Source organism: Allobosea sp. CCNWLY174, from assembly GCF_037120455.1.
Classification (GTDB): Bacteria; Pseudomonadota; Alphaproteobacteria; order Rhizobiales; family Beijerinckiaceae; genus Allobosea; species Allobosea lupini.
On sequence record NZ_JBBBBQ010000004.1, the window covers coordinates 67,914 to 91,863 of the forward strand.

The following is a 23,950-nucleotide window of genomic DNA, read 5'->3' on the forward strand; positions in this document are numbered from 1 at the left end:
GGACTCCCTTACGCGAGTCGCGTCATCCGCGAACCTTCCGGCGTGGAGTTCTGCAGGAAATAGCGCTCCGCGACTGCACTCGAGAGCCCCATCAGCAATTGCTCGAAATAAAGGATACCGGTGCGGTCGAGACGGCTGGCCTCAGCGGTGCGGCATTCGGCAGCGAGCTTGAGTGCGAGCCGGCGCGGCTCCTCCAGCATCCCGTCGTCGTTGAGGGAAGGCAGTGCCGCAATCTCGGCATCGAGCTGCTCGATCTGGAAAGCGACGGAGCGCGGATTGTAGGGATCGAGCATGACGAGATCGAGAACCGGCTGCAGCGCGGCGCCGAGCATGTAGCGCGAGCGATAGGTGATCTGCGAGTCCGTCAGGTCGAGCAGCGCGTCGAGGCAATTGCCCGGTGCGTTGTTCTCGACGAAATGGCGGGCGAAGCGGCAGGTGGTGATGCCGCGCTCGATCCGCCGGCCGATGTCGAGGAAACGCCAGCCGGCGCCGCGCACCATGTTCTCCTGGGAGAGCCCCGAGAAGGCGGCGAGCGACTTCAATCCGGTATCGGCGATCTCGAAAGCCTCGCCCTCGCTGGTCGGCTTGCCGGGGTCGGCGAGCTGGCGCTGCAGATCGCCGAACAGCCGCCAGGCATCGACCGAGAGCCGCTCGCGGATGACGGAGGCGGTGCGCCTGGCTTCGCGGACCGAGGCGGCGGCCGAACCGTAATGGTCGAGATCGTGCAAAGCGGAGCGTGCCTGGACCACGACGGAGCGGGCCTTGGACGCCGTCGGCGCCGCGCCCCAGGCGACGAGCAGATTGGCGAGCCGCTTGATCGTCTCGCCGTGGCCGGGTGCCTGGTCGTCGGCATTGATCAGGCGCCCCAGCAAGGCGCGCACCAGCCGCAGCGTAGCCTCGCTGCGCTCCAGATAGCGCCCGAGCCAGAACAGGTTGTCGGCGGCGCGGCTCGGCAGGATGCCGACGATGCGGCGGATGCCGATCCGGTCCGGACTCGGCAGCAATGTCACCTGCTCGACCGGCTGGTCGGAGGTCACCCAGACATCGCTGGAGCGCACGCCCGCGCGCATCGTCACGGCGCGCGCATCGCAGTCCTCGGAGATGCGGCAGAAGCCGCCTGGCATCACTTGCCAGCCATCGGGCGTCGCGGCAGCAAAGACACGCAGTGTCATCGGCCGCGGCTCCAGCCGGCCGCCCTGCATCACCGGCATGGTCGAGAGGTTGACGACCTCCTGCCCGACATAGTCGAGCCCGCGCTCGCCGATCCGGGCGCGCAATGCCTCGCGCTCGGCCTTGTCGAGATCGGCGACCAATACGGTGCCGCCGTCGAGCCCGTCGCCTGGCGCGCGGAAGGCGGGGGAAACGCTCATCTCGTCCAGCCGGTCTAGCACGATCCCGCGCTCGCGCGGCTGGCCGCACCACCAGGTCGCGACGTTCGGCAGGATCAGCTCTTCGCCGACTACCTCCCGCGCCAGCCGGGGAATGAAGCCCATCAGTGCGCGCGCCTCGACCACGCCGGAGCCGAGCCCGTTGGCGACGGCGACATTCTCGGCCCGCACCGCCTCGACCAGGCCGGGCACGCCAAGCGCGGAACGGGCGTTGAGCTCCAGCGGGTCGGCGAAGTCGCCGTCGATGCGCCGCCAGATGATGTCGGCGCGCTTGAAGCCGGCGATGGTGCGCACATGCACTAGCCCGTCGCGCATGACGAGGTCGCCGCCCTCGACCAGCAGGAAGCCGAGATAGCGGGCAAGATAGGCCTGCTCGAAATAGCTTTCGTGCATCTGGCCAGGCGTCAGCAGGCAGATGCGCGGCTCGACCCGCCGGGCGCGCGCGACGAGCCCGGCGCGGAAGCCCTGGAAGAAGCCGGCGAGCCGCTCGACATTCATCGTCCGGAACAGGTCGGGGAAAGCGCGGCCGAGGGCGAGCCGGTTCTCCAGCGCATAGCCCGCGCCGGATGGTGCCTGGGTGCGGTCGTTCAACACCCACCAGCGCCCATCCGGCCCGCGGCCGAGATCGGCGGCGTAGATCTGCAGTTGTCCCGCGCCGGCCGTGCCTTGCACCGGCCTGAGATAGTCGGGGCTGCCAGTGATGGCCGCGGCCGGCAGTGCACCTTCTGCGATCAATCGGCCGGGGCCGTAGATGTCTCCGAGCACGGTGTCGAGCAGGCTCGCGCGCTGGGCGACGCCGGCGGCGATCACCTGCCATTCCTGCCCGGTGAGTACGAGCGGGGCATGATTCAGCGGCCATGAGCGCTCGCCGGCGAGAGGATCGCTCTCGTCGAGGTCGCCATGGACGCGATAGGACACGCCGGTGTCGCGGACATGCCGGTCGGCGAGGCCGAAGCGGCGCTGCAGCTCGTCGCTGGAGAGCGACGACCATTCCGCCAGGAACGGCTCCCAATGCGGCCGGATCGAGCCATCAGGCGCCATCAGCTCGTCGTAAGCGCCTGCCAGCGGCCGATAGCCCGCGAGCAGGGCGTTACGGCGCTCATTGCGCGTCCGCGTCGAACTCGATCGGCGCTGCAAAGCCATCCTCGACCTCAAACCCCCGGCGGACGGCGCAGGTCGAGGGTCATCGGGAACTCCGGATTGCGCTCTTCTGCGGGAATCGCCAGCGGTCCCGGACTATGGCCGATCGCTTCGAACCGGGCCAGCCTCCTGGCCTCCGCCTCGTAGGAATTCACAGGTGGTGTCTCGTAATTGCGCCCGCCGGGATGGGCGACATGATAGACGCAGCCGCCGAGCGAGCGCCCAGCCCACGTATCGACGATGTCGAAGGTCAGCGGCGCATGCACCGGTATCGTCGGATGCAGTCCGGAAGCCGGCTGCCAGGCCTTGAAGCGCAGGCCGGCGATGCAGGTTCCGGCGGCGATATCGGTCATCGGCAGCGCGCGGCCATTGCAGGTGATCACGTGCCGGCCGGGGGTCAATCCCGTCGCCTTGACCTGCAGGCGCTCGACCGAGGAATCGACATAGCGGACGGTGCCGCCGATCGCGCCTTCCTCGCCCATGACGTGCCAGGGCTCGAGTGCCTGGCGCAGTTCCAGTTCGACGCCGCCCTGGTTGATCCTGCCGAAGAAGGGGAAGCGGAACTCGTGCTGCGCCGAGAACCAGGCGGGATCGAAGCGGTAGCCGGCCCGTTCCAGATCGGCGAGCACGTCGCGGAAATCCTGCGAGACGATCTCGGGCAGCATGAAGCGGTCATGCAGGCTGGTGCCCCAGCGCACGAGCTTGCCCTGTTGCGGCTCACGCCAGAACCAGGCGATCAGCGCCCGGATCAGCAGTTGCTGCGCCAGCGACATCCGCGCATCCGGCGGCATCTCGAAGGAACGGAACTCGATCAGCCCAAGCCGGCCCGTCGGCCCATCCGGCGAATAGAGCTTGTCGATGCAGATCTCGGTGCGGTGGGTGTTGCCGGAGACATCGACCAGGAGGTTGCGATAGAGCCGGTCGACCAGCCAGAGCGGGATGGCGGGATCGTGCGGGCCGGGCGTCTGCGCCAGCGCGATCTCGAGCTCGTAGAGCTGGTCGTGCCGGGCCTCGTCGATGCGCGGCGCCTGGCTGGTCGGGCCGATGAACAGGCCGGAGAACAGATAGGATAGCGACGGGTGACGCTGCCAGTAGAGCACGATGCTCTTCAGGAGGTCCGGCCGGCGCAGGAACGGGCTGTCGGCCGGGGTGACGCCGCCGAGCACGACATGGTTGCCGCCACCGGTGCCGGTGTGACGGCCGTCGACCATGAATTTCTCGGCGCAGAGCCGGGACTGGCGGGCTTCCTCGTAGACGCCGCGGGTGATCGCGACAGCTTCCGCCCAAGTCTTCGCCGGGTGGATGTTGACCTCGATCACGCCAGGGTCGGGCGTGACCTTGATGACGTTGAGGCGCGGGTCATGCGGCGGTGAATAGCCTTCGATATGCACCGGCTGGCCAGTCTCTTCCGCTGTCGCCTCGATGCTGGCGATCAGGTCGAGATAATCCTCAACTCGCTCGACCGGCGGCAGGAAGACGCAAAGCACGCCGTCGCGCACCTCGATGCTGAGCGCGGTGCGCACCGATTCGGCGCCGAGCTCCTGCTCGACGATGTCCTGGCGCGCAGTCTGGGGCTCGCTGCTTCCGGCCGGCCGCGTCGGCTGGATCGGGCCGTCGAAGCTCGGCGGGGAATCGGCGGCGCGCGGCGCGCCAGGTGAGCTGGCAGTGGCAGGCGGCAGCGGTCCGCGCGGCTCCAGAGGGTCCTGCGGATGAATATGCGGATAGGATTTGGCCGGGACATGCGGCAGCGATCCGAGCGGCAGCCGGAAGCCGACCGGTGAATCGCCCGGTACCAGGAAGAGCTTGCCGCGCCTGAGCTTCCACTTCTCCGAGCGCCAGCGCCGGTCGTCCGCGGCTGCCTGCCAGCGCTGCACCGGGATGACATAGCCGCTCGGCTTGCCGAGCCCGCGCTCGAAGACGCGGACCATGCGAGCGCGTTCCTCTGGATCCGACAGCTTCGGGTCGAGCGGGTCGACATTCTCCGGTAGCTGGCCTTCCTTCACCAGCCAGTGGCCGGTGTCCTCATAGGCCGGCAGCACATAGTCGGCCCCGAGGCCGAGCCGCTCGGACAGGCCCGCGGCGAGTCTCTCGACTGCGGCAGAACTCGGCACGACTTCGTGCTCGCGGTCGCCGCCGGTCTTGGCGCCGGGCTCGCGCGCGATCAGCGCGGCATTGCGCCAGATCGGCTCGCCATCCTCGCGCCAGTAAAGCGCAAAGGCCCAGCGCGGCAGGCTCTCGCCCGGATACCATTTGCCCTGGCCGTAATGTAGCATGCCGCCCGGTGCGAAGCGCTCGCGCAGGCGCCGGATCAGCACGTCGGCGCGCTCGCGCTTGGTCGGCCCGACGGCGGCGGTGTTCCATTCCTCGCCGGTCTGGTCGTCGATCGAGACGAAGGTCGGCTCACCTCCCATGGTCAGGCGAACGTCCTGCGCCGTGAGATCGGCCTCGACCTGCTCGCCGAGCGCGTCGAGCTCGGTCCAGGAGGCATCCGAGAAGGGCAGGGTGATGCGCGGCACCTCGTGCACGCGCGTGACGCTCATGTCGAAAGCGAACTGCGTCTCGGCATAGCTCGCGACGCCGCTTACGGGGGCGGCCGAGCGGTAATGTGGCGTCGCCGCCAGCGGCAGGTGGCCCTCGCCGGTGAGCAGGCCCGAGGTCGGATCCATCCCGATCCAGCCTGCGCCGGGAAGATAGACCTCGGCCCAGGCGTGCAGGTCGGTGAAGTCCTTGTCGGTACCGCGCGGCCCTTCCAGCGGATCGACGTCCGCCTTCATCTGGATCAGGTAGCCGGAGACGAAGCGGGCGGCGAGGCCGATATGCCTGAGGATCTGGACGAGCAGCCAGGAGGTGTCGCGGCAGGAGCCGGATTTGATCGCCAGCGTCTGCTCGGGCTCCTGCACGCCCGGCTCCATCCGGATGCCATAGGCGATCATCTGCTGGAGACGGGCGTTGAGATCGACGATGAAGTTGACTGTGTTGGTCTTCTCGCGCGGGATCGTGGCGAGGAATGCGGCAAGCAGTGGCCCGGCCTCCTCCTTGACCAGATAGGGCGCAAGCTCGTCGCTCAATTCATCCGGATAGGCGAAGGGAAATTCCTCGGCTTCGCTGGCGACGAAGAAGTCGAACGGATTGATGATCGAGAGCTCGGTGACGAGGTCGACCTCGATGCGGAATTCGGTCACCGGCTCGGGGAAGACGTAGCGCGCCAGCCAGTTGCCGTTCGGGTCCTGCTGCCAGTTTACGAAATGCTCGGCCGGCGTGACTTTGAGCGAATAGCTCTTGACCGCCGAGCGGCAATGGGGCGCCGGCCTCAGGCGGACGATCTGCGGGCCGAGCGTGACCGGGCGGTCATAGCGATAATGGGTCAGGTGATGCAGTGCAGCGATGATGGCCAAGAGCGGGGGTCCTGCTGTGCCATGAACCGGCCCGGGCTGGCCGCTGCCATTACGATAGCGGCAGGGGCAAGCGGAGCAAGCCCGTTCCTGCGCAGGAATGCGCCGGCAATTCAGGCTGTTGCGCAACAAGCGTGCATGCTGGACGCCATCCCTCGAACACTGCTCTTCCCCGGCTGGACATCGGCCATGATCTGGCCACAGAGTGCGCGCCAACGGGCGCCTGCGAGTGCCCGCAGACCACACAACGGGGATTTTCCATGCGTCATGTAGCGAAATTGATGGCGGCTTCGGCTTTCGCCGCCCTGCTGGCGAGCGCTGCCCAGGCCCAGACGCCCAAAGACACCATCGTGATGGCCAAGCAGATCGACGACATCATCACGCTCGATCCGGCCGAGGCCTTCGAGTTCTCCGGCGTCGAGGTCGTCACCAATCTCTACGACAAGCTGATCGGCGTCGATCTCAAGAACAACAATGCGCTCGTCGGCGAGCTCGCCGAGAGCTGGACCGTCAGCCCCGACAGCCTGACCTACACCTTCAAGCTTCGCCCCGGGATCAAGTTCCACTCCGGCAATCCACTCACAGCCGCCGACGTGGTCTATTCCTTCCAGCGCGCGGTGACGTTGAACAAGTCGCCTGGCTTCATCCTCACCCAGTTCGGCCTGAACAAGGATACAGTGCTGGATAAGGTCAAGGCGGCAGACGCCAACACCGTCGTCATCACCGTCTCCAAGCCCTTCGCGCCGAGCTTCTTCCTGAACTGCCTGACCTCGGGCGTCGCCTCGATCGTCGATTCCAAGCTGGTCAAGGCCAACGAGAAGGACGGCGACTGGGGCAATGGCTGGCTCAAGCTCGCCTCGGCCGGCTCCGGCGCCTACAAGGTCCGCGCCTACCGCCCGAACGAGCAATACGCGCTCGACGCCAACGAAGGCTGGTACAAGGGTGCGCCGAAGAGCAAGCGCATCATCGTGCGCCACGTCGCCGAGCCGGCCTCGCAGCGCCTGCTGCTGGAGAAGGGCGACATCGATATCGCCCGCAATCTCTCCAAGGACCAGCTCGCCGCGGTCAAGAGCAACGCGAATGTCGAGATCACCCAGGGCGACAAGGGCTACATCCTCTATCTCGGCCTGAACCAGAAGAATCCGAACCTCGCCAAGCCCGAGGTCCGCGAGGCGCTGAAGTGGCTGGTCGACTACGACGCGATCGAGAAGAACATCGTCGAGGGCACCTATAAGGGCCACGAGTCCTTCCTGCCCAAGGGCTTCCTCGGCGCCATCGACGACAGGCCCTACAAGCTCGACGTCGCCAAGGCCAAGGAGCTTCTCGCCAAGGCCGGCCTGCCGAACGGCTTCACCGTCACGATGGACACGCGCTCGGTCAACCCGATCACCGATATTGCTCAGGCGATCCAGTCGACCTGGGCTCAGGCCGGGATCAAGCTCGAGATCCTTCCCGGCGACGGCAAGCAGACCCTGACCAAGTACCGCGCCCGCACCCACGACATCTATATCGGCCAGTGGGGCCCGGACTATCTCGACCCGCACACCAATGCCGAGACCTTCGCCATCAACGAGGACAATGGCGAGGAGGCAAAGTCGAAGACGCTGGCCTGGCGCAATGCCTGGGATATCCCGGACATGACCAAGATCACCCAGGCCAACGTGCTTGAGAGCGATGCGACCAAGCGCGCCGCCGTCTATGGCGAGCTGCAGCGCGACCACCAGAAGGTCTCGCCCTTCGTCATCATGTTCCAGCAGATCGAGGTCTCGGCGCAGCGCAAGGGCATCGGCAACTGGGTGATCGGACCGAGCTCCGACACCAATTTCTACGCTCCGATCACCAAGAACTGAGGCGTTTCGCCAGCGGAACCCGCCGTAGCCCATCACCAGGCTGCGGCGGGTTCTTGCCATTGGTCCTGGCCTGATCTGGCCGACGCCCTCCAAGAACAAGAAGAACGGAGCCGAAGATGGTTTCCATCACTGCACCGACCCCGCCCGCACCCCCGCCACGCGCCAAGAGCGGTGTCGTCCGCTGGGCCAAGATCCTCGGCCGCGAGCTGACCACGGTCGCGATCACCATCTTCGGCCTGCTGCTGGTGACCTTCCTGATCGCCCGCGTCATGCCGATCGACCCGGTGCTCGCGGTGGTCGGCGACCGCGCCCCCGCCGATGTCTACGACAAGGCCCGCCTCGCGCTCGGCCTCGACAAGCCGTACTGGCAGCAATTCGCCGTCTATATCGGCAAGGTGTTTACCGGCGACCTCGGCACGTCGGTGCTGACTGCGCAGAAGGTCACCGACGACATCAAGACCGTGTTCCCGGCGACGCTGGAGCTGGCGACGCTCGGCACGCTGATCGGCGTCGCGCTCGGCGTGCCGCTCGGCATCCTGGCCGCCGTCAACCAGGGCCGCTGGATCGACCAGGTCGCCCGCGTGATCGGCCTGATCGGCTATTCGATCCCGGTGTTCTGGCTCGGCCTGATGGGGCTCCTGCTGTTCTACGCCAAGCTCGGCTGGGTCGCCGGCCCCGGCCGCCTTTCGATCGCCTATCAGGATTTCGTCACGCCGATGACCGGCATCGTCATGCTCGATGCCGCCATGCAGGGCGAGTGGGAGGCGTTCGTGGACGCCTTCTGGCATCTGATCCTGCCGGCCTCCGTGCTCGGCCTGCTCTCGGTCGCCTATATCAGCCGCATGACCCGCAGCTTCATGATCACCGAGTTGCAGCAGCAATACGTCGTGGCTGCACGGGTGAAAGGGTTGTCGGAATGGCGCGTCGTCTGCGGCCATGCGCTGGGCAACGCCCTCGTGCCGCTCGTCACCGTGATCGCGCTCTCCTACATGCACCTGCTGGAGGGCTCGGTCCTGACCGAGACGATCTTCGCCTGGCCGGGGCTTGGCCGCTATCTCACCAATGCGCTGCTCAACGCCGACATGAACGCGGTGCTCGGGGGCACGCTGGTGGTCGGCGCCGTCTTCATCGCGGTTAATCTGTTCTCCGACATCCTCGGCCGGCTGGCCGACCCGCGGGCACGCTGAGGGAGGATGGCATGAGCGATCAAACCGCCACCTCCGTCACCTGGCATGCCTGGCTGACCACGACCTCGCCGGAATCTCGCCGGCAGGCCAGGCTGGGCCAGCTCTACCGGCAATGGCTCGCCTTCAGGAAGAACCCGGCTGCCGTGGTTGGGCTCGTGATCGTGCTGGCGCTGTTGCTGATGGCCGCCTTCGCGCCGCTGATCGCGCAGCATGACCCGCTGGCGCAGGCGCTCGACCAGCGCCTGCTGGCGCCCTCGGCCAAGCACTGGTTCGGCACCGACGCGCTCGGCCGCGACATCTTCAGCCGCGTCGTCTACGGCGCCCGCGTCACGCTGGTGATCGTCATGCTCGTCGTCATCACGGTCGGGCCGGTCGGCCTGCTGATCGGCTGCGCCGCCGGCTATTTCGGCGGCTGGGTCGACACCGTGCTGATGCGCATCACCGACGTCTTCCTCGCCTTCCCGCGCCTCGTGCTGGCGCTCGCCTTCGTCGCGGCGCTGGGGCCGGGCCTGGAGAACGCCGTCATCGCCATCGCCTTCACCGCCTGGCCGCCTTATGCCCGCGTCGCCCGCGCCGAGACGATGATCATCCGCAATGCCGACTACATCTCGGCGATGCGCCTGCAGGGCGCCAGCCAGATGCGGATCGTGCTCAAGCATGTCGTGCCGATGTGCATGCCCTCGCTGATCGTGCGCACCACCTTCGACATGGCCGGCATCATCATCACGGCCGCCGGCCTCGGCTTCCTTGGCCTCGGCGCCCAGCCGCCGATCCCGGAATGGGGCGCGATGATTTCGACCGGCCGCGAGCAGATCTTCGACCAGTGGTGGGTCGCGACCTTCCCGGGCATCGCCATCTGCGTCGTCGCGCTCGGCTTCAACCTGCTCGGTGACGGCTTGCGCGACGTGCTGGATGCGAGGTGAGCAGCATGTCTGATCAAGCTCTGCTGACGCTCGACGACCTGCGCGTCGACTTCCACACCCCGACCGGCATCGTCAATGCGGTGCGCGGGCTCTCCTTCACGCTTGGCCGCGAGAGGCTTGGTATCGTCGGCGAATCCGGCTCCGGCAAGTCGATGACCGGCCGCGCCATCCTCGACCTGATCCCGCATCCCGGCGTGGTCACGGCCAAGCGCATGGAGTTTCGCGGCAAGGACCTCACGACCATGGACAAGGCGAGCCGCCGCAAATTGCGCGGCCGTCACATCTCCATGGTGATGCAGGACCCGAAATTCTCGCTGAACCCAGTCCAGACCGTCGGCGACCAGATCGCCGAGGCCTATCGTGTCCATCACAAGGCGAGCGCGCGGGAGGCTAGGGAGCGCAGCCTCACCATGCTCGAAGCGGTGCAGATCCGCGAGCCCGGCCGTGTCTACGATCTCTACCCGCACGAGGTCTCGGGCGGTATGGGCCAGCGTGTGATGATCGCGATGATGCTGATCGCCGAACCGGAGATCCTGATCGCCGACGAGCCGACCTCGGCGCTCGACGTCACCGTGCAGTTGCAGGTGCTGAAGATCCTTGACGATCTCGTCACCAGCCGCGGCATGGGGCTGATCTTCATCAGCCACGACCTGCATCTGGTGAAGTCGTTCTGCGACCGCGTCATCGTCATGTATGGCGGCAAGGCGCTGGAGACGCTGCCGGCCGGCGAGCTCGACAAGGCACAGCATCCCTACACGCGTGGCCTGCTCGGCTGCCTGCCCGATCTCGACCATCCGCGCGCGAAGCTCGCCACCCTCAACCGCGACCCGGCATGGCTGGCATGAGCACGAACTCCGCGATCAACGTCGACAAGCTCAACGTCTCCTTCGGCGACTCGCATGTCGTGAAGGACCTCTCCTTCGCGGTCGAGCCGGGCGAGAGCTACGGCATCGTCGGTGAATCCGGCTCGGGCAAGTCGACCGTGCTGCGCGTCCTCGCCGGCCTCAACCGCGACTGGAGCGGCGAGGTCGACATCCTCGGCAAGCGCCAGCCCAAGCTCCGCGACAAGGCCTTCTATCGCGCCGCCCAGATGGTGTTCCAGGACCCGTACGGTTCGCTGCACCCGAAGAAGACCGTCGACGACACCTTGGCCGAGCCGCTCGCTATCCACGGCATCCGCGACGCCGAGGCGAAGATCAGCCGCGCCATGCAGGATGTCGGGCTGCCGACCTCTTTCCGCTTCCGCTATCCGCACCAGCTCTCCGGCGGCCAGCGCCAGCGCGTCGCCATCGCCCGCGCCCTCGTGCTCGAGCCGACGATCCTGCTGTTGGACGAGCCGACCTCGGCGCTCGATGTCTCGATCCAGGCCGAGGTGCTGAACCTGCTGCAGGCGCTGCGCCACGAGCGCAAGCTGACCTATATCCTGGTCAGCCACGACCTCGCCGTGGTCGGCCATATGTGCGAGCGGCTCCTCGTCATGCAGTTCGGCCGCGGTGTCGAGGAGATGACGGCGGCGACGCTTGCCGCCCGCGCCCCGCAGACGGCCTATGCCCAGCAATTGCTGACGGCGAGCGAGGGCTTCAGGCGGGCGGGGTAGGGGCGCACCGCGCGCCATCCCTGGGCCCAAACCGTTTGGCAAGCTGCCTGCTTGGTCGCATTGTCGTCGCAGGATTCGGTTCGACTGGACCGATCAGGAGTATGCCGCCATGGACGCCATCGCCGAACGCCTGCTGAAGCCGGAGGCTGCGCCGGAGCGCACGCCGGTCCCGCCCTTCGATCTGGTCATCTTCGGTGCCGGCGGCGACCTCGCCTTGCGCAAGCTCTTCCCGGCGCTGGCCCAGCGCAATGAGGAGGGCGTGCTGCCGGAGGAGAGCCGTATCCTCGGGATCGTCCGCAAGCAGGAGGATGTCGAGGGCATCCCCAACGAGATCGCTGCGAAGCTCGCTGCCGCCGGCCTGTCGCAGGACCGCATCGCCGCCTTCCGCCGCCGCCTCACCATGGTGCTGCTCGATGCGGTCAAGCCCGAGACCTATGGCGCACTCAAAGAAGCGCTAGGCGATTCCCAACGCGTGCGTTCCTTCTACCTCTCGACGCCGCCGGACCTGTTCATCCCGATCTGCGAGAACCTCGCGAGCTCCGGCATTCTGACGCCGACTTCACGCGTCATCCTGGAGAAGCCGCTCGGGCGCGATCTCGCCTCGGCGCGGGAGATCAACGACGCCGTCGCCCGCATCCTGCCTGAGAGCCGGACCTACCGGATCGATCATTATCTCGGCAAGGAGACGGTGCAGAACCTGTTGGTCTTGCGCTTCGCCAACACGCTGTTCGAGCGCTCCTGGTCGAGCCGCGACATCGACAATGTCCAGATCACTGTGGCCGAGACCGTCGGGCTGGAATCGCGTGCCGGCTATTACGACAAGGCCGGCCATCTGCGCGACATGGTGCAGAACCACGTCCTGCAACTGCTCTGCCTGTTCGCGATCGAGCCGCCGAACCAGCTCGAGGCCGATGCCGTCCGCGACGAGAAGGTCCGGGTGCTGAAGGCGCTCCGCCCGATCGTCGGTCCCGACGTGCAGCGCCACACGGTCCGCGGCCAGTACGGGCCCGGCGTCATCGATGGCCAGCGGGTTAAGGGTTATGCCGAGGAGCTCGGCCATGTCAGCGGCACCGAGACCTTCACCGCGATCCGCTGCGAGCTCGATACCTGGCGCTGGGCGGGCGTCCCGATCTATCTGCGCACCGGCAAGCGCATGGCGCAGCGCTATTCCGAGATCGCCGTCACCTTCAAGCCGGTGCCGCATTCGATCTTCGGCCGCGCCCCGGGCTGCGAGGAACTCTATGCGAACCGCCTGATCATCCGGCTCCAGCCCAATGACGGCGTGCAGCTCCAATTGATGATGAAGGTGCCGGGCTCGGGCAAGCTCAAGGTCGTGCCGCGCCAGCTCGATCTGCGCTACGAGACCGCCTTCGACGTGCGCACGCCGGACGCCTATGAGCGCCTGCTGACCGATGTGATCCGCGGCGACCAGACCCTGTTCATGCGCCGCGACGAGGTCGAGCAGGCCTGGACCTGGATCGACCCGATCCTCGCCGGCTGGCAGGAATACTATCCCCAGCCGCATCGCTATGCCGCCGGCTCCTGGGGGCCGTCGCAGGCGATCGGGCTGATCGAGCGCGAGGGCCGCTCCTGGGCCGATCCGGAGTTCGGCGAGTGAGCGCGGCCGGCCCGCTGATCCGCCATCGCTTCGAGACGCTGGCCGACGCTTCCGAGGCGCTGGCCGAAGCGGTCGCGATCCGGCTGCGTGCGCTCGTCGCGGCGCAGGGCAGGGCGTTGCTTGCGGTCCCTGGCGGCACCACGCCAGCGCGCTTTCTCGGATCGCTCGGCGCGCACGATCTGCCTTGGGAAAGCATCACGCTGATGCCGACCGACGAGCGCTTCGTCGCCCCCGATGATCAGGCCTCGAACGAGCGCATGATCCGGGCGACCTTCGCTCCCTTGCGCGAAGGCCGGACCCCGTTCGTCTCGTTCCATAACGCCGGCGATGACCTCGCCGCGGCCGCAGCCAGCCTCGACCGCGTGCTGAAGACCTTGCCGCCGCTCGACATCGTCGTTAGCGGCATGGGGGCGGACGGGCATATCGCCTCGCTCTTCCCTGGGCAGACGGCGGCGCTGACCGCGCCGGCTTCGGTGCATGCGCTCGCCGCGACCCCGCCCGACTTGCCGCCGCGGCTGTCGCTCTCGCCCGCCCGGCTGCAAGGCGCCGGCCATGTCGCTTTGCTGATCTCCGGTCGGGAGAAGGAGGACGTTTTGGCTTCAGCGGTCGAATTGCCGGCAGCCTTCCCGGTCGGCCTGCTGCTCTCGCGCCCGCAGGGGCTCGACGTCTACTGGGCCAAGGCGTAAGCGAGGCGCGAAAGGAACTTTGCCGATGTCGATCGCTCCCGAAATCGCCCGCCTCAAGGCCTGCGGCGTCGTCCCCGTCGTCGTCATCGACGAGGCCGAGATCGCCGTGCCGCTGGCGGAAGCCCTGCTCGCCGGCGGCATCGACGTGATCGAGATCACGCTCCGCCGCCCGGCCGCGATGGCGGCGCTCGAGGTCGTCGCGAAGAAGGTTCCGGGTATCCTGCCGGTTGCCGGCACGGTGGTGACGCCAGCCCAGGCGGCCGAGGTCCACAATGCCGGTGCGCTCGCCGTGGTCAGCCCCGGCTTCACAGAAAGCGTCGACGAGGCCATGCGCAAGACCGGCCTGCCCTGGCTGCCGGGCGTCGCCACCGCGTCCGACTGCATGCGCGCAGTGGGAGCGGGACGCGTCACATGCAAGTTCTTCCCGGCCGAGCAGGCCGGCGGCGTTGCCGGCCTGAAGGCGCTGTCGGGGCCGTTCCCGCAGATGCAGTTCTGTCCGACCGGCGGCGTCTCGCTCGCCAATCTCGGCAGCTACCTAGCGTTGCCGCAGGTGATCTGCGTTGGCGGCTCGTGGCTCGTTCCGGCCGAGGCGGTGAAGAACCGCGATTGGGCGCAGGTGACGAAGCTGTCCAAGGAAGCGCGCGATAAGGTCGCCGAACTGCGCGGCTAATCCTCCGTTCGCACTGCGCTCCAGGCCAGTTCCTGTGTGTACGTGCGAATGTCGGCTGGCCAGCCTGCGGCCTGCCGGAAGAAGCCGATCTCGTCATTGGCGAAGAGCGCGCGCGTCGCCTCCTCGAAGCCGGGCAGATTGCCGGCGAGCGCGCTCATGAAGCGATAGGCCGCCTCGCGGGCGATGCGTCCTTGCGTCTCGCCGCGATCGCCACGCCTGGCTTCGTCGATCAAGCGTCGCAGCGCCTGAGAGGCTCCGCCCGGCTGCGCCGACAGCCACTCCCAATGCCGCGGCAGCAAGGTCACCTCGCGCGCGACCACGCCGAGCTTCGGCCGTCCGCGCCCGCGCGGCTCGTCCCCCAGCCGCGCCACGATCTCGGCTGACGTGCCGCGCAGGTCGAGATCGACTACCCGTCCGGTCGCATCGTCGAAGGTCAGTAGGGCTGCGTCCGGTCGCTCGATCAAGTGTTGTTGCACCGCTAGGGCGACCTCGGCCAAGCGGCCGCGAGCCAGGATGCTGTTGCCGTCGAAGGCGGTCGAAAGGCGGTCGGCATCGGACATGATCGGTTCCCGAGTGGTGTCATTAAATACCCGGATAAAAATGCTTGAGTCAATATTGCCCGGGTGATATTTGCGGCGCCTCACATGAGGAGGGCGCCATGCGTCACGAAGACAGGAAGGTCGCCGTCGCGGCCTACAAGGAGCGCAAGGCCGTGGCCGGCATCTATCTGCTGCGCTGCCTTGCGACCGGCGAGCGCTGGGCCGGTCAGGCGCCGGATCTCTCGACGATCCAGAACCGCATCTGGTTCACGCTGCGCCATGGCAGCCATCGCGGACGAACGCTGCAGGCGGCCTGGAACACGCATGGCGAGAATGCCTTCTCCTTCGAGGAGGCCGAGCGGCTGGACGAGAAGGCGCTGGAGGCCGGCCGCGACCGCGTCATGAAGGCGCGGCTGATGCATTGGTGTGCGGAACTGGGCGCGGAGGCGGTGTGAAGTCGGGCGCGGGGAACCCTCTCCTGGAAGGGGAGGGCAGGGTGAGGTGTAGGCCGTTCGACCAGCGCCGCGAGCGCTTACCGTGCGGTCGGGTTCAGGCTAACGATGTCTCTCCCGAACACCTCACCCCCACCCCTCTCCTTCCAGGAGAGGGGATCCCGCGTTTCCTCACCACGGTTGAGCGTCAGCTCACCAGCCGCTCCACCACCAGATCGGCGATCGCGAGCGAGCTCGTCAGCCCGGGGCTCTCTATGCCGAGCAGATTGACGAGTTCCGGCACGCCATGCACCGCCGGCCCGTCGATACGGAAATCCGGCATCGGCTCGCCCGGCCCGTGCAGCTTCGGCCGGATGCCGGCATAGTCGGCGACCAGCGCATTGTCCGGCAAGGCGGGCCAATAGGTTCGGATAGCCGCGTAGAATTTTTCGGCGCGGGCCGGATCGACGACCAGGTCCTGATCGTCCTCGACCCATTCGACGTCGGGGCCGAACTTGACGCGGCCGGCCATGTCGATGGTTGCGTGGATGCCAAGGCCCGCCGCTTCCGGCACCGGATAGACCAGATGCGAGAACGGCTGCTTGCCGAGCAGCGAGAAGTAGTTGCCTTTGGCGAAGGACTGCTTCGGCACATGCTCGACCGGGAAGCCGTCGAGCTTGCCGAGCAGGCGCGGAGCGCCATGGCCGGCTGAATTGACCACGGTGTTCACGTTGTAGGTCGCCGGGTCGCCGCCGAAATCGACGCTGAAGCCGTCGGTCTCGCGGCGCCAGGCTAGGATCGGCGTGTTGAGCGCCAGCGAGCCGCCGGCCGTCTCGCACTCGCCGAGCAGCGACAGCATCAATGCATGGCTGTCGACCACGCCGGTCTCAGGGGAGAGCAGGGCGACCTCGCACGTCACCTCCGGCTCCAGCGCCTTGGCCTCAGCACCATCGAGCCAGCGCAGCGAGGTGACGCCGGAAGCCTCGGCGCGCATCGCGATCGTCTCCAGCGCCGGACGCTGGCCGGCATGGGTGCCGACGATCAGCTTGCCGCAGGCTTTGTGCGGCAGGCCGCGCTCCCTGAGATAGGCGTAGAGCAGCTTGCGCCCCTCGACGCAGACTCGCGCCTTCAGCGAGCCAGGCGGATAATAGATGCCGGCATGGATGACCTCGCTGTTGCGGGCCGAGGTCTGGGTGCCGATCCCGTCCGCGGCCTCGGCGATCACGACCTCGCGGCCAGCGAGCGCAAGCGCGCGCGCCGTTGCGAGGCCGACGACGCCGGCCCCGATCACCAGGCAATCGATGTCGCTCATGCCGCGCGCTGCGGCATCGCCATCTCGACCAGGCTCGCCCAGTAGGTCATGCCCACGGGGATGGCCTTGTCGTTGAACTCATAGGCGGGGTGGTGCAGCCCGGCGGACTCGCCATTGCCCATGAAGATGTAAGCGCCGGGACGCTCCTCGAGCATGAAGGAGAAGTCCTCCGAGCCCATGGTCGGCGGTACCGTGGTGTCGATCGCCTCCTTGCCGAAGGTGCTCTTCGTCGCGCTGGTGACGAAGTCGGTCTGACCGGCATGGTTGAATGTGACCGGATAGCCGCGCTCGTATTCGATCTCGAAGGTCAAGCCGAAGGCTTGGCAGGTGCCGGCGACGATCTCGCGGAAACGCTTCTCGGCGAGGTCGCGCATCTCCGGCGAGAGCGAACGCACCGTACCCTTGATCACGGCATGCTGCGGGATGACGTTGAAGGCCTCGCCGGCCTGCAGCGCGGTGACCGAGACCACGACGGAATCGAGCGGGTCGGCATTGCGCGAGGCGATCGTCTGCAGCGAGGTCACGATCTGGCAGGCGGAGACCAGCGGGTCGATCGTCTCGTTCGGCTTGGCGGCGTGGCCGCCGCGGCCTTCCAGCTTGATCAGGAAGCGGTCGGCCGCCGCCATCATCGGCCCCTTGCGGATGGCGAACTGGCCGATCGGCAGGCCAGGCATGTTGTGCAGGCCGTAGACCTCCTGCACGCCGAAGCGCTCCATCATGCCGTCCTTGCACATCTCGCGGCCGCCACCACCGCCTTCCTCGGCCGGCTGAAAGATCACGATCGCGGTGCCGTCGAAATCGCGGGTCTGCGCCAGATATTTGGCGGCGCCCAGCAGCATGGCGGTGTGCCCGTCATGGCCGCAGGCGTGCATCTTGCCGGGCACGGTCGAGCGATGCTCGAGATTGGTCTCCTCATGGATCGGCAGAGCGTCCATGTCGGCGCGCAGGCCGATGACCTTGCCGGAATCCTGGCCCTTGCCCTTGATCACGCCGACGACGCCGGTGCGTCCGATCCCGGTGACGACCTCGTCGACGCCCCATTCCCTGAGCTTGTCGGCGACGATGCCGGCGGTGCGCTGCACGTCGAAAAGCAGCTCGGGGTGGCGGTGGAAGTCGCGGCGGATCGCGCTGATCTCAGGTTCGATCGCGGCGATGAGATCGGATTTGGGCATGGTGTCCTCGACAGGTCGCGGCCCTGCGGAAAGCAGGTCGGCAGAAAACGGGTTGCCAGGCGCGCACGCTAGCCCGGAGCCATGCGTCCTGTCCAAGCCGAATGCGGCATGAGGGGTGGGAGGCTGGCGAATGCGTGGTGCGCGCTGTCCACATCGCCACGAAACCGTTAAGAGCCACGCAGCCGGAGAGTGTCGCTCCGGGCGATCCCGAGCTGACGAGCATCCCCATGTCCGAGGCGAACACCATTCGCGATGTCACCATCCCGGAGCTGCCGAACCATTATCGCGGCAAGGTCCGCGAGAACTACGACCTGCCGGACGGCCGCCGGATCATCATCGCGACCGACCGGCTCAGCGCCTTCGACCGCGCCATCGCCTGCATCCCGTACAAGGGCCAGGTGCTGACGCAGACGGCGCGCTTCTGCTTCGAGCAGACCGCCGACATCTGCCCCAACCATGTCCTCGACTATCCTGACCCGAATGTCGTCGTCGGCCAGCGGCTCGACATCCTCCCCGTGGAGATCGTGGTTCGCGGCTATCTCGCCGGCACCACCGGCACCTCGATCCTGACCATGTACAAGCAGGGCCAGCGCGAGATGTATGGCACCCGCTTCCCCGATGGACTGCGCGACAACGAGGCGCTGCCGCAGGCGATCATCACCCCGACCAGCAAGGCCTTCGACGGCGGCCATGACGAGCCGCTCTCGCCGGCTGAGATTCTCGAACAGGGCCTGCTGACTGCGGCGCAGTGGGAGACGTTGTCGGACTATGCGCTGAAGCTCTTCGCCCGCGGCCAGAAGATCGCCGCCGAGCGTGGCCTCATCCTCGCCGACACCAAATACGAGTTCGGCACCGATGCTGAAGGCAGGATCATTCTGGCCGACGAGATCCACACGCCCGATTCGAGCCGCTACTGGTTCGCCGGCAGCTATCCCGAGCGTCTCGCGAAGGGGGAGAAGCCCGAGAGCTTCGACAAGGACTTCGTGCGCAACTGGGTCGCGGCCCGCTGCGACCCCTATCACGAGCCGATCCCCGCAATCCCGGACGAGCTGATCGAGCAGACGTCGCAGGTCTATATCCGGGCCTTCGAGACGATCACCGGCAGGGCCTTCGTGCCGCCGGCGGCCGATGTGGCGCCGCTGGAGCGGATCAGGCGGAACCTGGCGCGTTATTTCTGAGGCGGGTCGCGGCTCGGCTGGCAGAGCCGGCGCCACGGAACAGCCGCAGTGCGAGCGCGTTGATGGTTGACCGTCCTGCCGCCGAGGGAGGCTGCCATGCGCCGCTTGATCGTTCTTGCCGCTTCACTCGTTCCCCTGCTCGCCTTCTCCGCCAGCGACGTCTCCGCGCAGGCCTTGAGCGGCGGCATTGGTCCTGGCGGCGCCCGTGCGATCGGCGGTCCCAGCGGCGGAGGCCGGGCTCTCTCCCGTGGCGGCTTAGGCGGAGGCTATCGTCCCAGCCTGGGAGGCGCAGGCTACGGCTATCGCGGCGGTTCCTATCGCGCTGGTGGCGGCAACTGGGGCTATCGCCCCAACCGCTGGTATGGCGGCGGCTATTACGGGCTGCGCGGCTATTATGGCGGTGGCTGGGGATTGGGCGCTGGAGCTTTGGCGGCAGGGGCCATTCTCGGCAGTGCCGCAGCCTATCCCTATTACTATGGCACGCCGTATTACGACGAGCCGGCCTACTACTATTACCGCCGGCCCTACCATGCCGCTCCGGTCTCGTCGGGCGTTGGCGACTACTGCCGGACGCCGGTCCGGACCTGCCAGCTGATCAATCCGGCCGAGCTCGGCGCGGGCTGCTCTTGCCGCGTCGCCGGCGGGCGGGCTCGCGGCAGCGTCGTTCCTTAGAGCTGCGCATCGCACGAGAGTGCGCCGATGACCGGCGTGCTCCGCTGTCTGGCTCATACCCCCGAAGTTTTTATACCCCGAAGTCCTGCCGCCAGCGCTCGATGTCGTCGAGTGAGACGTTCGAGCCGCACAGCACCAGCGCGACGCGATCGCCTGGCTTGAATTGGTCCTTGCGTGCCATCGCGGCCGCGACCGTGCAGGAAGCGGCCGGCTCGAGCAGGACGCGCCCGTTCTGCAGGACCCAGACCAGCTCGCGCACCGCCTCGGCGTCGGGCACGACCACGATCTCCTCGAGGAACTGGCGCGCTGCCGCCATTGTCCGCTCGGTCGCGAAGGGCGCGCCGAGGGTCCGGGCGATCGAGGTCGGGCGGATCGGCACTGGCTTTCCGGCCTCCAGCGCCTGGGTCATCGTGGTGGCGCCCTCGGTCTCGACGCCGTGGATGCGAACGGCGGGATCGAGCCCCTTCAGCGCCGCGCCCACGCCGGCCGAGAAGCCGCCGCCGCCGATCGAGATGAAGACATGGTCGATCCGCCCGCCGGCATCGGCGGCGAGTTCGAGACCGACCGTGCCATGGCCGGCGATGATCGCCGGATCGTCATAGGAATGGACATGGGTCATGCCCTTGCCCTCGTACTCTTCCGCCCTTGAGAAGGCAGCGAGGGCATCCTCGCAGAGCTCGACCTCTCCCCCGGCCTCCTGCGTCAGGCGGATGTTGAGCGGGGCGACGTTCTTCGGCATCAGCACCAGCGCCTTGATGCCGAGCATGCTGGCGACCAGCGAGACGGCGATAGCGTGGTTGCCGCCGGAGACGGTGACGACGCCCCGCGCTCGCTCGGCGTCGGAGAGCCCGAGTAGCTTGTTGTAGCAGCCGCGGACCTTGAACGAGCCGGCGAGCTGCAGGCTCTCGACCTTGACCACGGTTTCGACGCCGAGCCGGGCCGAGAGGCCGGCGCTCATGAAGGTCGGCGTGCGCCGGACCTTGCCGGCGATGCGGGTGGCGGCGGCCTGGATGTCGGCGAGGGAGACGTCGAAGGGCATGGCGGACTCACGGGGAAGCTTTGCTTGGCCGGCACATCAGCGCGCCGGGCGCAGCCCGGTCAAGCGCCGAGAAGCGATTGACGACAGGCAATGCCAGCGTAGCCTGCCGGCACGGTTCATGCCTATTCGCCGATTTCTGGAGATTTTACCCGTGCGATATTCACCCAAGGAGATGCTGGCCAAGCTGGTGTCGTTCAACACCGAGTCCTGGCGAAGCAATCTCGAGCTGATCCATTTCTGCCGCGACTATCTCGCTGCGCACGGCGTCGAGAGCACGATCGTGCCGAGCCCGGACGGACAGAAGGCCAATCTCTACGCGACCGTGGGCCCCAAGGTCGAAGGCGGCATCGTCCTCTCCGGCCATACCGATGTCGTTCCGGTCGAGGGCCAGGACTGGAGCTCCGATCCGTGGACGCTGACCGAACGCGACGGCAAGCTCTACGGTCGTGGCGCCTGCGACATGAAGGGGTTCGATGCGATCGCACTGGCGCTGGTGCCGGAGATGCTGGAAGCGGGGTTGAAGCGGCCCTTCCACATCGCTCTCTCCTATGACGAGGAGGTCGGCTGCATCGGCGCCGCGATCATGATCGACGCCATGGCGGCGGCAGGCCTGAAGCCCTCGGCGGTGATCGTCGGCGAGCCCTCGATGATGCAGGTGGTCACCGGCCACAAAGGTGGCACCCGCATGAAGACGACGGTGCGCGGCCACGCCGTGCATTCGAGCCGCGTCGACATCGGCGTCCCCGCCGTGATGGTCGCCGGCAAGCTGATCGCCTGGCACGACGACGTGATGCAGGAGAACAAGGCGAAAGCGCAGCCCGGCATTGCGTTCGAGCCGCCCTATTCGACGCTGCATGTCGGGGTCGTCGCCGGCGGCACGGCGGTCAACATCACCGCCGAGCACGCCAGCTTCAGCCATGAGGTCCGCGTCATGCCCGGCGACGATACCGACTATGTCGCGCGCTATCGGGCGAAGATCGCCGAGCTCCAGGCGCCGATGAAGGCGATCGCCCCCGAGACCGGCATCACCATGGAGATCACCTCCCAGACGCCGCCGCTGGCGCCGGAGAAGGACGGCGTGGCGGAGACGCTGTCGCGTCGCATCACCGGCGACAACGCCAGTCACGTCGTTGCCTATGGCACAGAGGGCGGACTGTTCCAGGCAGCCGGCTGGTCGACGGTGGTCTGCGGACCCGGCGATATCGCCCAGGCGCACCAGCCGGATGAGTTCCTCACGGTGGCCCAGCTCGACGCCGGCACTGCTTTCGTTCGTGCGCTGATCACGGAACTGGCCCGCTGAGCGCACAGGGCGGGGTGCTTCATTGCAGGCTTTTGCCTCGCCCTTCGCAGCTTCGTGCGCCGCATTAGTTGGATTCGCAACAAAGTTCGATCTGGAACGAAGTCGATTGGACGCACTGGACGCGGGCTTCGAACCGTCATTAATCTGCCGCCTTCGTCGTCCTGCCGCCAAAATAGGCGCGCGGCCGGCACCGCTCCTGGGGAGGAGTGGTTTTCAACCAAAGGGAGCAGTCTCACATGTCGTTCAAGACCAATTGCCTGGCAGCCGTTGCCGCCCTGGCCTTGATGTGCGGGGCTGCGCAAGCCCAGACCTTGCGATACGCCAACCAGGGCGAGCTGAAGTCGCTCGATCCCTATACCGTCAACGAGACCACCACCAACGCCCATCTCGGCCATCCCTATGAGGGCCTGACGGCCCGCGGCAAGGATCTGAAGATCGAGCCGGCCCTCGCCGAAAAGTGGGAGATTTCGGCGGACGGCCTGAAGTGGCGCTTCTACCTGCGCAAGGGCGTCAAGTTCCACGACGGCTCGGATTTCACCGCCGACGACGTGATCTTCTCGGCCGACCGCGTCCGCGCCCAGGGCTCGAACTTCACCACCCGCATCCCGACGAGCGCCAAGTTCGTCAAGGTCGACGACCACACCGTCGACGTGGTCCTGACCGCGCCGAACCCGATTCTGAACGCGCAGTGGGACACCTGGTACATCATGTCGAAGAAGTGGGCGGAGGCGAACAACGCCGTCGCTCCGACCCCGGCGGCCGCGACCACCCCGAGCCATGCCTCGCTCAACGCCAACGGCACCGGCCCCTACAAGATCGAGAGCCACCAGCCGGGCGTGAAGACCGTCTTCAAGCTCAACGAGAACTACTGGAAGAAGATCGAAGGCAACATCAAGGAGATCATCTTCACCCCGATCTCCTCGGATGCGACCCGCGTCGCCGCGCTGCTCTCCGGTGAGGTCGACGTGATCGAGCCGGTTCCGATCCAGGACATCCAGCGCGTCAACGCTGCCGGCAACGCCCAGGTTCTGACCGGCCCCGAGCTGCGCACCATCTTCCTCGGCTTCGACCAGACCCGCGACGAGCTGCTGGAATCGAGCGTCAAGGGCAAGAACCCGTTCAAGGACCCGAAAGTCCGCCAGGCCTTCTACCAGGCGATCGACATCGAGACGATCAAGAGCCGCGTCATGCGCGGACTCTCGACCCCGTCGCCGCTGATGATCGCGCCGGAGCTCTATCCGCATGCCGGCTTCACCCGGGCCAAGTTCGACACCGAGGCCGCCAAGAAACTGCTTGCCGAGGCCGGCTATCCGCAGGGCTTCGAGCTCGGCATGGACTGCCCGAACGACCGCTACGTCAATGACGGCCAGATCTGCCAGGCCGTGGTCGGCATGCTCGCCCGCATCGGCGTCAAGGTGAACCTCAACGCCCAGCCCAAGGCGCAGTACTTCGCCAAGGTGCTGAAGCCCGGCGGTTACAAGACCTCGTTCTACCTGCTCGGCTGGACCCCCGGCACCTTCGACAGCCACAACGTCCTCTATGACATCCTCGGCTGCCGCGACGTCGCCGGTTCCTCCCGCGGCGAGTCGAACCTTGGCAACTACTGCAACAAGAAAGTCGACGAGCTGACCGACAAGATTCTCGTCGAGTCGGATACCGCCAAGCGCAACGCCATGATCGGCGAGGCCTACAAGATGACGGTCGACGAGTTCTCCTACATCCCGCTGCATCAGCAGGCCTTGGCCTGGGGTGTGTCGAAGAAGGTGAAGCTCGCCCAGCGCGCCGACAATTCGGTGCTGCTCTACTACGCCACCAAGGAGCAGTGAGGGCCTGAGGGCGCGTAGGCGAGGAGCCAA

The 23,950-nt window shown here is 67.0% G+C and carries 19 protein-coding genes; 13 read left to right on the forward strand and 6 right to left on the reverse strand.

Going from position 1 to position 23,950, the window contains the following annotated elements; translation table 11 throughout:
- Positions 1–8: 8 nt before the first annotated feature.
- Together V7S63_RS13880 and V7S63_RS13885 are read right to left on the reverse strand one after the other, a co-directional pair.
- The gene (locus V7S63_RS13880) at positions 9–2,531 is read right to left on the reverse strand and encodes a circularly permuted type 2 ATP-grasp protein (RefSeq protein ID WP_336530653.1); all 2,523 of its coding nucleotides are present in this window, start codon (positions 2,529–2,531) and stop codon (positions 9–11) included.
- Positions 2,532–2,539: 8 nt separating this feature from the next.
- Entirely contained in the window at positions 2,540–5,923 is a 3,384-nt protein-coding gene (locus V7S63_RS13885; RefSeq protein ID WP_336530654.1) for a transglutaminase family protein, read from the reverse strand.
- Between the two features lie 257 nt (positions 5,924–6,180).
- Between V7S63_RS13885 and V7S63_RS13890 the strand changes: the two genes are divergently transcribed.
- The 8 genes from V7S63_RS13890 to eda all read left to right on the forward strand — a co-directional run bounded on the left by V7S63_RS13890 (position 6,181) and on the right by eda (position 14,451).
- Positions 6,181–7,770 carry an ABC transporter substrate-binding protein gene (locus V7S63_RS13890; protein ID WP_336530655.1) on the forward strand — a complete coding sequence of 530 codons (1,590 nt, stop codon included), beginning with the start codon at positions 6,181–6,183 and terminating at the stop codon, positions 7,768–7,770.
- Positions 7,771–7,886: 116 nt separating this feature from the next.
- Entirely contained in the window at positions 7,887–8,957 is a 1,071-nt protein-coding gene (locus tag V7S63_RS13895) for an ABC transporter permease (RefSeq protein WP_091832080.1), read from the forward strand.
- 11 nt (positions 8,958–8,968) lie between these two features.
- Positions 8,969–9,880, forward strand: a complete 912-nt coding sequence (gene nikC, locus V7S63_RS13900) for a nickel transporter permease (protein ID WP_336530656.1) — start codon at positions 8,969–8,971, stop codon at positions 9,878–9,880.
- A gap of 5 nt (positions 9,881–9,885) precedes the next feature.
- Positions 9,886–10,725: an ABC transporter ATP-binding protein gene (locus V7S63_RS13905; protein ID WP_336530657.1), complete on the forward strand. Its 840-nt coding sequence runs from the start codon at positions 9,886–9,888 to the stop codon at positions 10,723–10,725.
- Positions 10,722–11,477: an ABC transporter ATP-binding protein gene (locus V7S63_RS13910; protein ID WP_248307445.1), complete on the forward strand. Its 756-nt coding sequence runs from the start codon at positions 10,722–10,724 to the stop codon at positions 11,475–11,477. The genes V7S63_RS13905 and V7S63_RS13910 overlap by 4 nt, the downstream gene beginning before the upstream one ends.
- Before the next feature lie 109 nt (positions 11,478–11,586).
- A complete protein-coding gene (gene zwf / locus V7S63_RS13915; RefSeq protein WP_336530658.1) occupies positions 11,587–13,095 on the forward strand; it encodes a glucose-6-phosphate dehydrogenase in 1,509 nt (502 codons plus the stop codon).
- Positions 13,092–13,781, forward strand: coding sequence for a 6-phosphogluconolactonase (gene pgl / locus V7S63_RS13920; RefSeq protein ID WP_158673377.1), 690 nt, complete (start codon positions 13,092–13,094; stop codon positions 13,779–13,781). The genes zwf and pgl overlap by 4 nt, the downstream gene beginning before the upstream one ends.
- A 25-nt stretch (positions 13,782–13,806) precedes the next feature.
- A complete protein-coding gene (gene eda, locus V7S63_RS13925) occupies positions 13,807–14,451 on the forward strand; it encodes a bifunctional 4-hydroxy-2-oxoglutarate aldolase/2-dehydro-3-deoxy-phosphogluconate aldolase (protein ID WP_336530659.1) in 645 nt (214 codons plus the stop codon).
- On the opposite strand, the gene V7S63_RS13930 is transcribed toward eda, so the two are convergent.
- Positions 14,448–15,011, reverse strand: coding sequence for a DUF2239 family protein (locus tag V7S63_RS13930; protein WP_336530660.1), 564 nt, complete (start codon positions 15,009–15,011; stop codon positions 14,448–14,450). The genes eda and V7S63_RS13930 overlap by 4 nt on opposite strands.
- Before the next feature lie 98 nt (positions 15,012–15,109).
- On the opposite strand from V7S63_RS13930, the gene V7S63_RS13935 reads away from it, so the two are divergent.
- Positions 15,110–15,445 carry a GIY-YIG nuclease family protein gene (locus V7S63_RS13935; RefSeq protein WP_336530661.1) on the forward strand — a complete coding sequence of 112 codons (336 nt, stop codon included), beginning with the start codon at positions 15,110–15,112 and terminating at the stop codon, positions 15,443–15,445.
- 184 nt (positions 15,446–15,629) lie between these two features.
- Here V7S63_RS13935 and V7S63_RS13940 read toward each other — a convergent pair whose 3' ends face one another.
- Together V7S63_RS13940 and V7S63_RS13945 are read right to left on the reverse strand one after the other, a co-directional pair.
- On the reverse strand, positions 15,630–16,733 hold the full coding sequence (locus V7S63_RS13940; RefSeq protein WP_336530662.1) for an NAD(P)/FAD-dependent oxidoreductase: 1,104 nt from the start codon (positions 16,731–16,733) through the stop codon (positions 15,630–15,632).
- Positions 16,730–17,905, reverse strand: a complete 1,176-nt coding sequence (locus tag V7S63_RS13945) for a M20 aminoacylase family protein (protein ID WP_091832053.1) — start codon at positions 17,903–17,905, stop codon at positions 16,730–16,732. The genes V7S63_RS13940 and V7S63_RS13945 overlap by 4 nt, the downstream gene beginning before the upstream one ends.
- 227 nt (positions 17,906–18,132) lie before the next feature.
- Between V7S63_RS13945 and V7S63_RS13950 the strand changes: the two genes are divergently transcribed.
- Entirely contained in the window at positions 18,133–19,083 is a 951-nt protein-coding gene (locus V7S63_RS13950; RefSeq protein ID WP_336530663.1) for a phosphoribosylaminoimidazolesuccinocarboxamide synthase, read from the forward strand.
- Positions 19,084–19,179: 96 nt separating this feature from the next.
- Positions 19,180–19,755, forward strand: coding sequence for a BA14K family protein (locus tag V7S63_RS13955; protein WP_336530664.1), 576 nt, complete (start codon positions 19,180–19,182; stop codon positions 19,753–19,755).
- Positions 19,756–19,825: 70 nt separating this feature from the next.
- On the opposite strand, the gene V7S63_RS13960 is transcribed toward V7S63_RS13955, so the two are convergent.
- Entirely contained in the window at positions 19,826–20,794 is a 969-nt protein-coding gene (locus V7S63_RS13960) for a threonine ammonia-lyase (RefSeq protein ID WP_091832044.1), read from the reverse strand.
- A gap of 151 nt (positions 20,795–20,945) precedes the next feature.
- Here V7S63_RS13960 and argE point away from each other — a divergent pair, with 151 nt between their 5' ends.
- Positions 20,946–22,094: an acetylornithine deacetylase gene (gene argE, locus V7S63_RS13965; protein ID WP_336530665.1), complete on the forward strand. Its 1,149-nt coding sequence runs from the start codon at positions 20,946–20,948 to the stop codon at positions 22,092–22,094.
- A 236-nt stretch (positions 22,095–22,330) separates the two neighbouring features.
- Entirely contained in the window at positions 22,331–23,920 is a 1,590-nt protein-coding gene (locus V7S63_RS13970; protein WP_091832038.1) for an ABC transporter substrate-binding protein, read from the forward strand.
- Positions 23,921–23,950: the final 30 nt, after the last annotated feature.

What these genes read in the sequence shown, in the direction of transcription:
- V7S63_RS13880 (WP_336530653.1), bottom strand. Translation starts at nt 2,531, where the DNA reads ATGGCTTTGCAGCGCCGATCGAGTTCGACGCGGACGCGCAATGAGCGC.
- V7S63_RS13890 (WP_336530655.1), top strand. Translation starts at nt 6,181, where the DNA reads ATGCGTCATGTAGCGAAATTGATGGCGGCTTCGGCTTTCGCCGCCCTG.
- V7S63_RS13895 (WP_091832080.1), top strand. Translation starts at nt 7,887, where the DNA reads ATGGTTTCCATCACTGCACCGACCCCGCCCGCACCCCCGCCACGCGCC.
- nikC (WP_336530656.1), top strand. Translation starts at nt 8,969, where the DNA reads ATGAGCGATCAAACCGCCACCTCCGTCACCTGGCATGCCTGGCTGACC.
- V7S63_RS13905 (WP_336530657.1), top strand. Translation starts at nt 9,886, where the DNA reads ATGTCTGATCAAGCTCTGCTGACGCTCGACGACCTGCGCGTCGACTTC.
- V7S63_RS13910 (WP_248307445.1), top strand. Translation starts at nt 10,722, where the DNA reads ATGAGCACGAACTCCGCGATCAACGTCGACAAGCTCAACGTCTCCTTC.
- zwf (WP_336530658.1), top strand. Translation starts at nt 11,587, where the DNA reads ATGGACGCCATCGCCGAACGCCTGCTGAAGCCGGAGGCTGCGCCGGAG.
- eda (WP_336530659.1), top strand. Translation starts at nt 13,807, where the DNA reads ATGTCGATCGCTCCCGAAATCGCCCGCCTCAAGGCCTGCGGCGTCGTC.
- V7S63_RS13930 (WP_336530660.1), bottom strand. Translation starts at nt 15,011, where the DNA reads ATGTCCGATGCCGACCGCCTTTCGACCGCCTTCGACGGCAACAGCATC.
- V7S63_RS13935 (WP_336530661.1), top strand. Translation starts at nt 15,110, where the DNA reads ATGCGTCACGAAGACAGGAAGGTCGCCGTCGCGGCCTACAAGGAGCGC.
- V7S63_RS13940 (WP_336530662.1), bottom strand. Translation starts at nt 16,733, where the DNA reads ATGAGCGACATCGATTGCCTGGTGATCGGGGCCGGCGTCGTCGGCCTC.
- V7S63_RS13945 (WP_091832053.1), bottom strand. Translation starts at nt 17,905, where the DNA reads ATGCCCAAATCCGATCTCATCGCCGCGATCGAACCTGAGATCAGCGCG.
- V7S63_RS13950 (WP_336530663.1), top strand. Translation starts at nt 18,133, where the DNA reads ATGTCCGAGGCGAACACCATTCGCGATGTCACCATCCCGGAGCTGCCG.
- V7S63_RS13955 (WP_336530664.1), top strand. Translation starts at nt 19,180, where the DNA reads ATGCGCCGCTTGATCGTTCTTGCCGCTTCACTCGTTCCCCTGCTCGCC.
- V7S63_RS13960 (WP_091832044.1), bottom strand. Translation starts at nt 20,794, where the DNA reads ATGCCCTTCGACGTCTCCCTCGCCGACATCCAGGCCGCCGCCACCCGC.
- V7S63_RS13970 (WP_091832038.1), top strand. Translation starts at nt 22,331, where the DNA reads ATGTCGTTCAAGACCAATTGCCTGGCAGCCGTTGCCGCCCTGGCCTTG.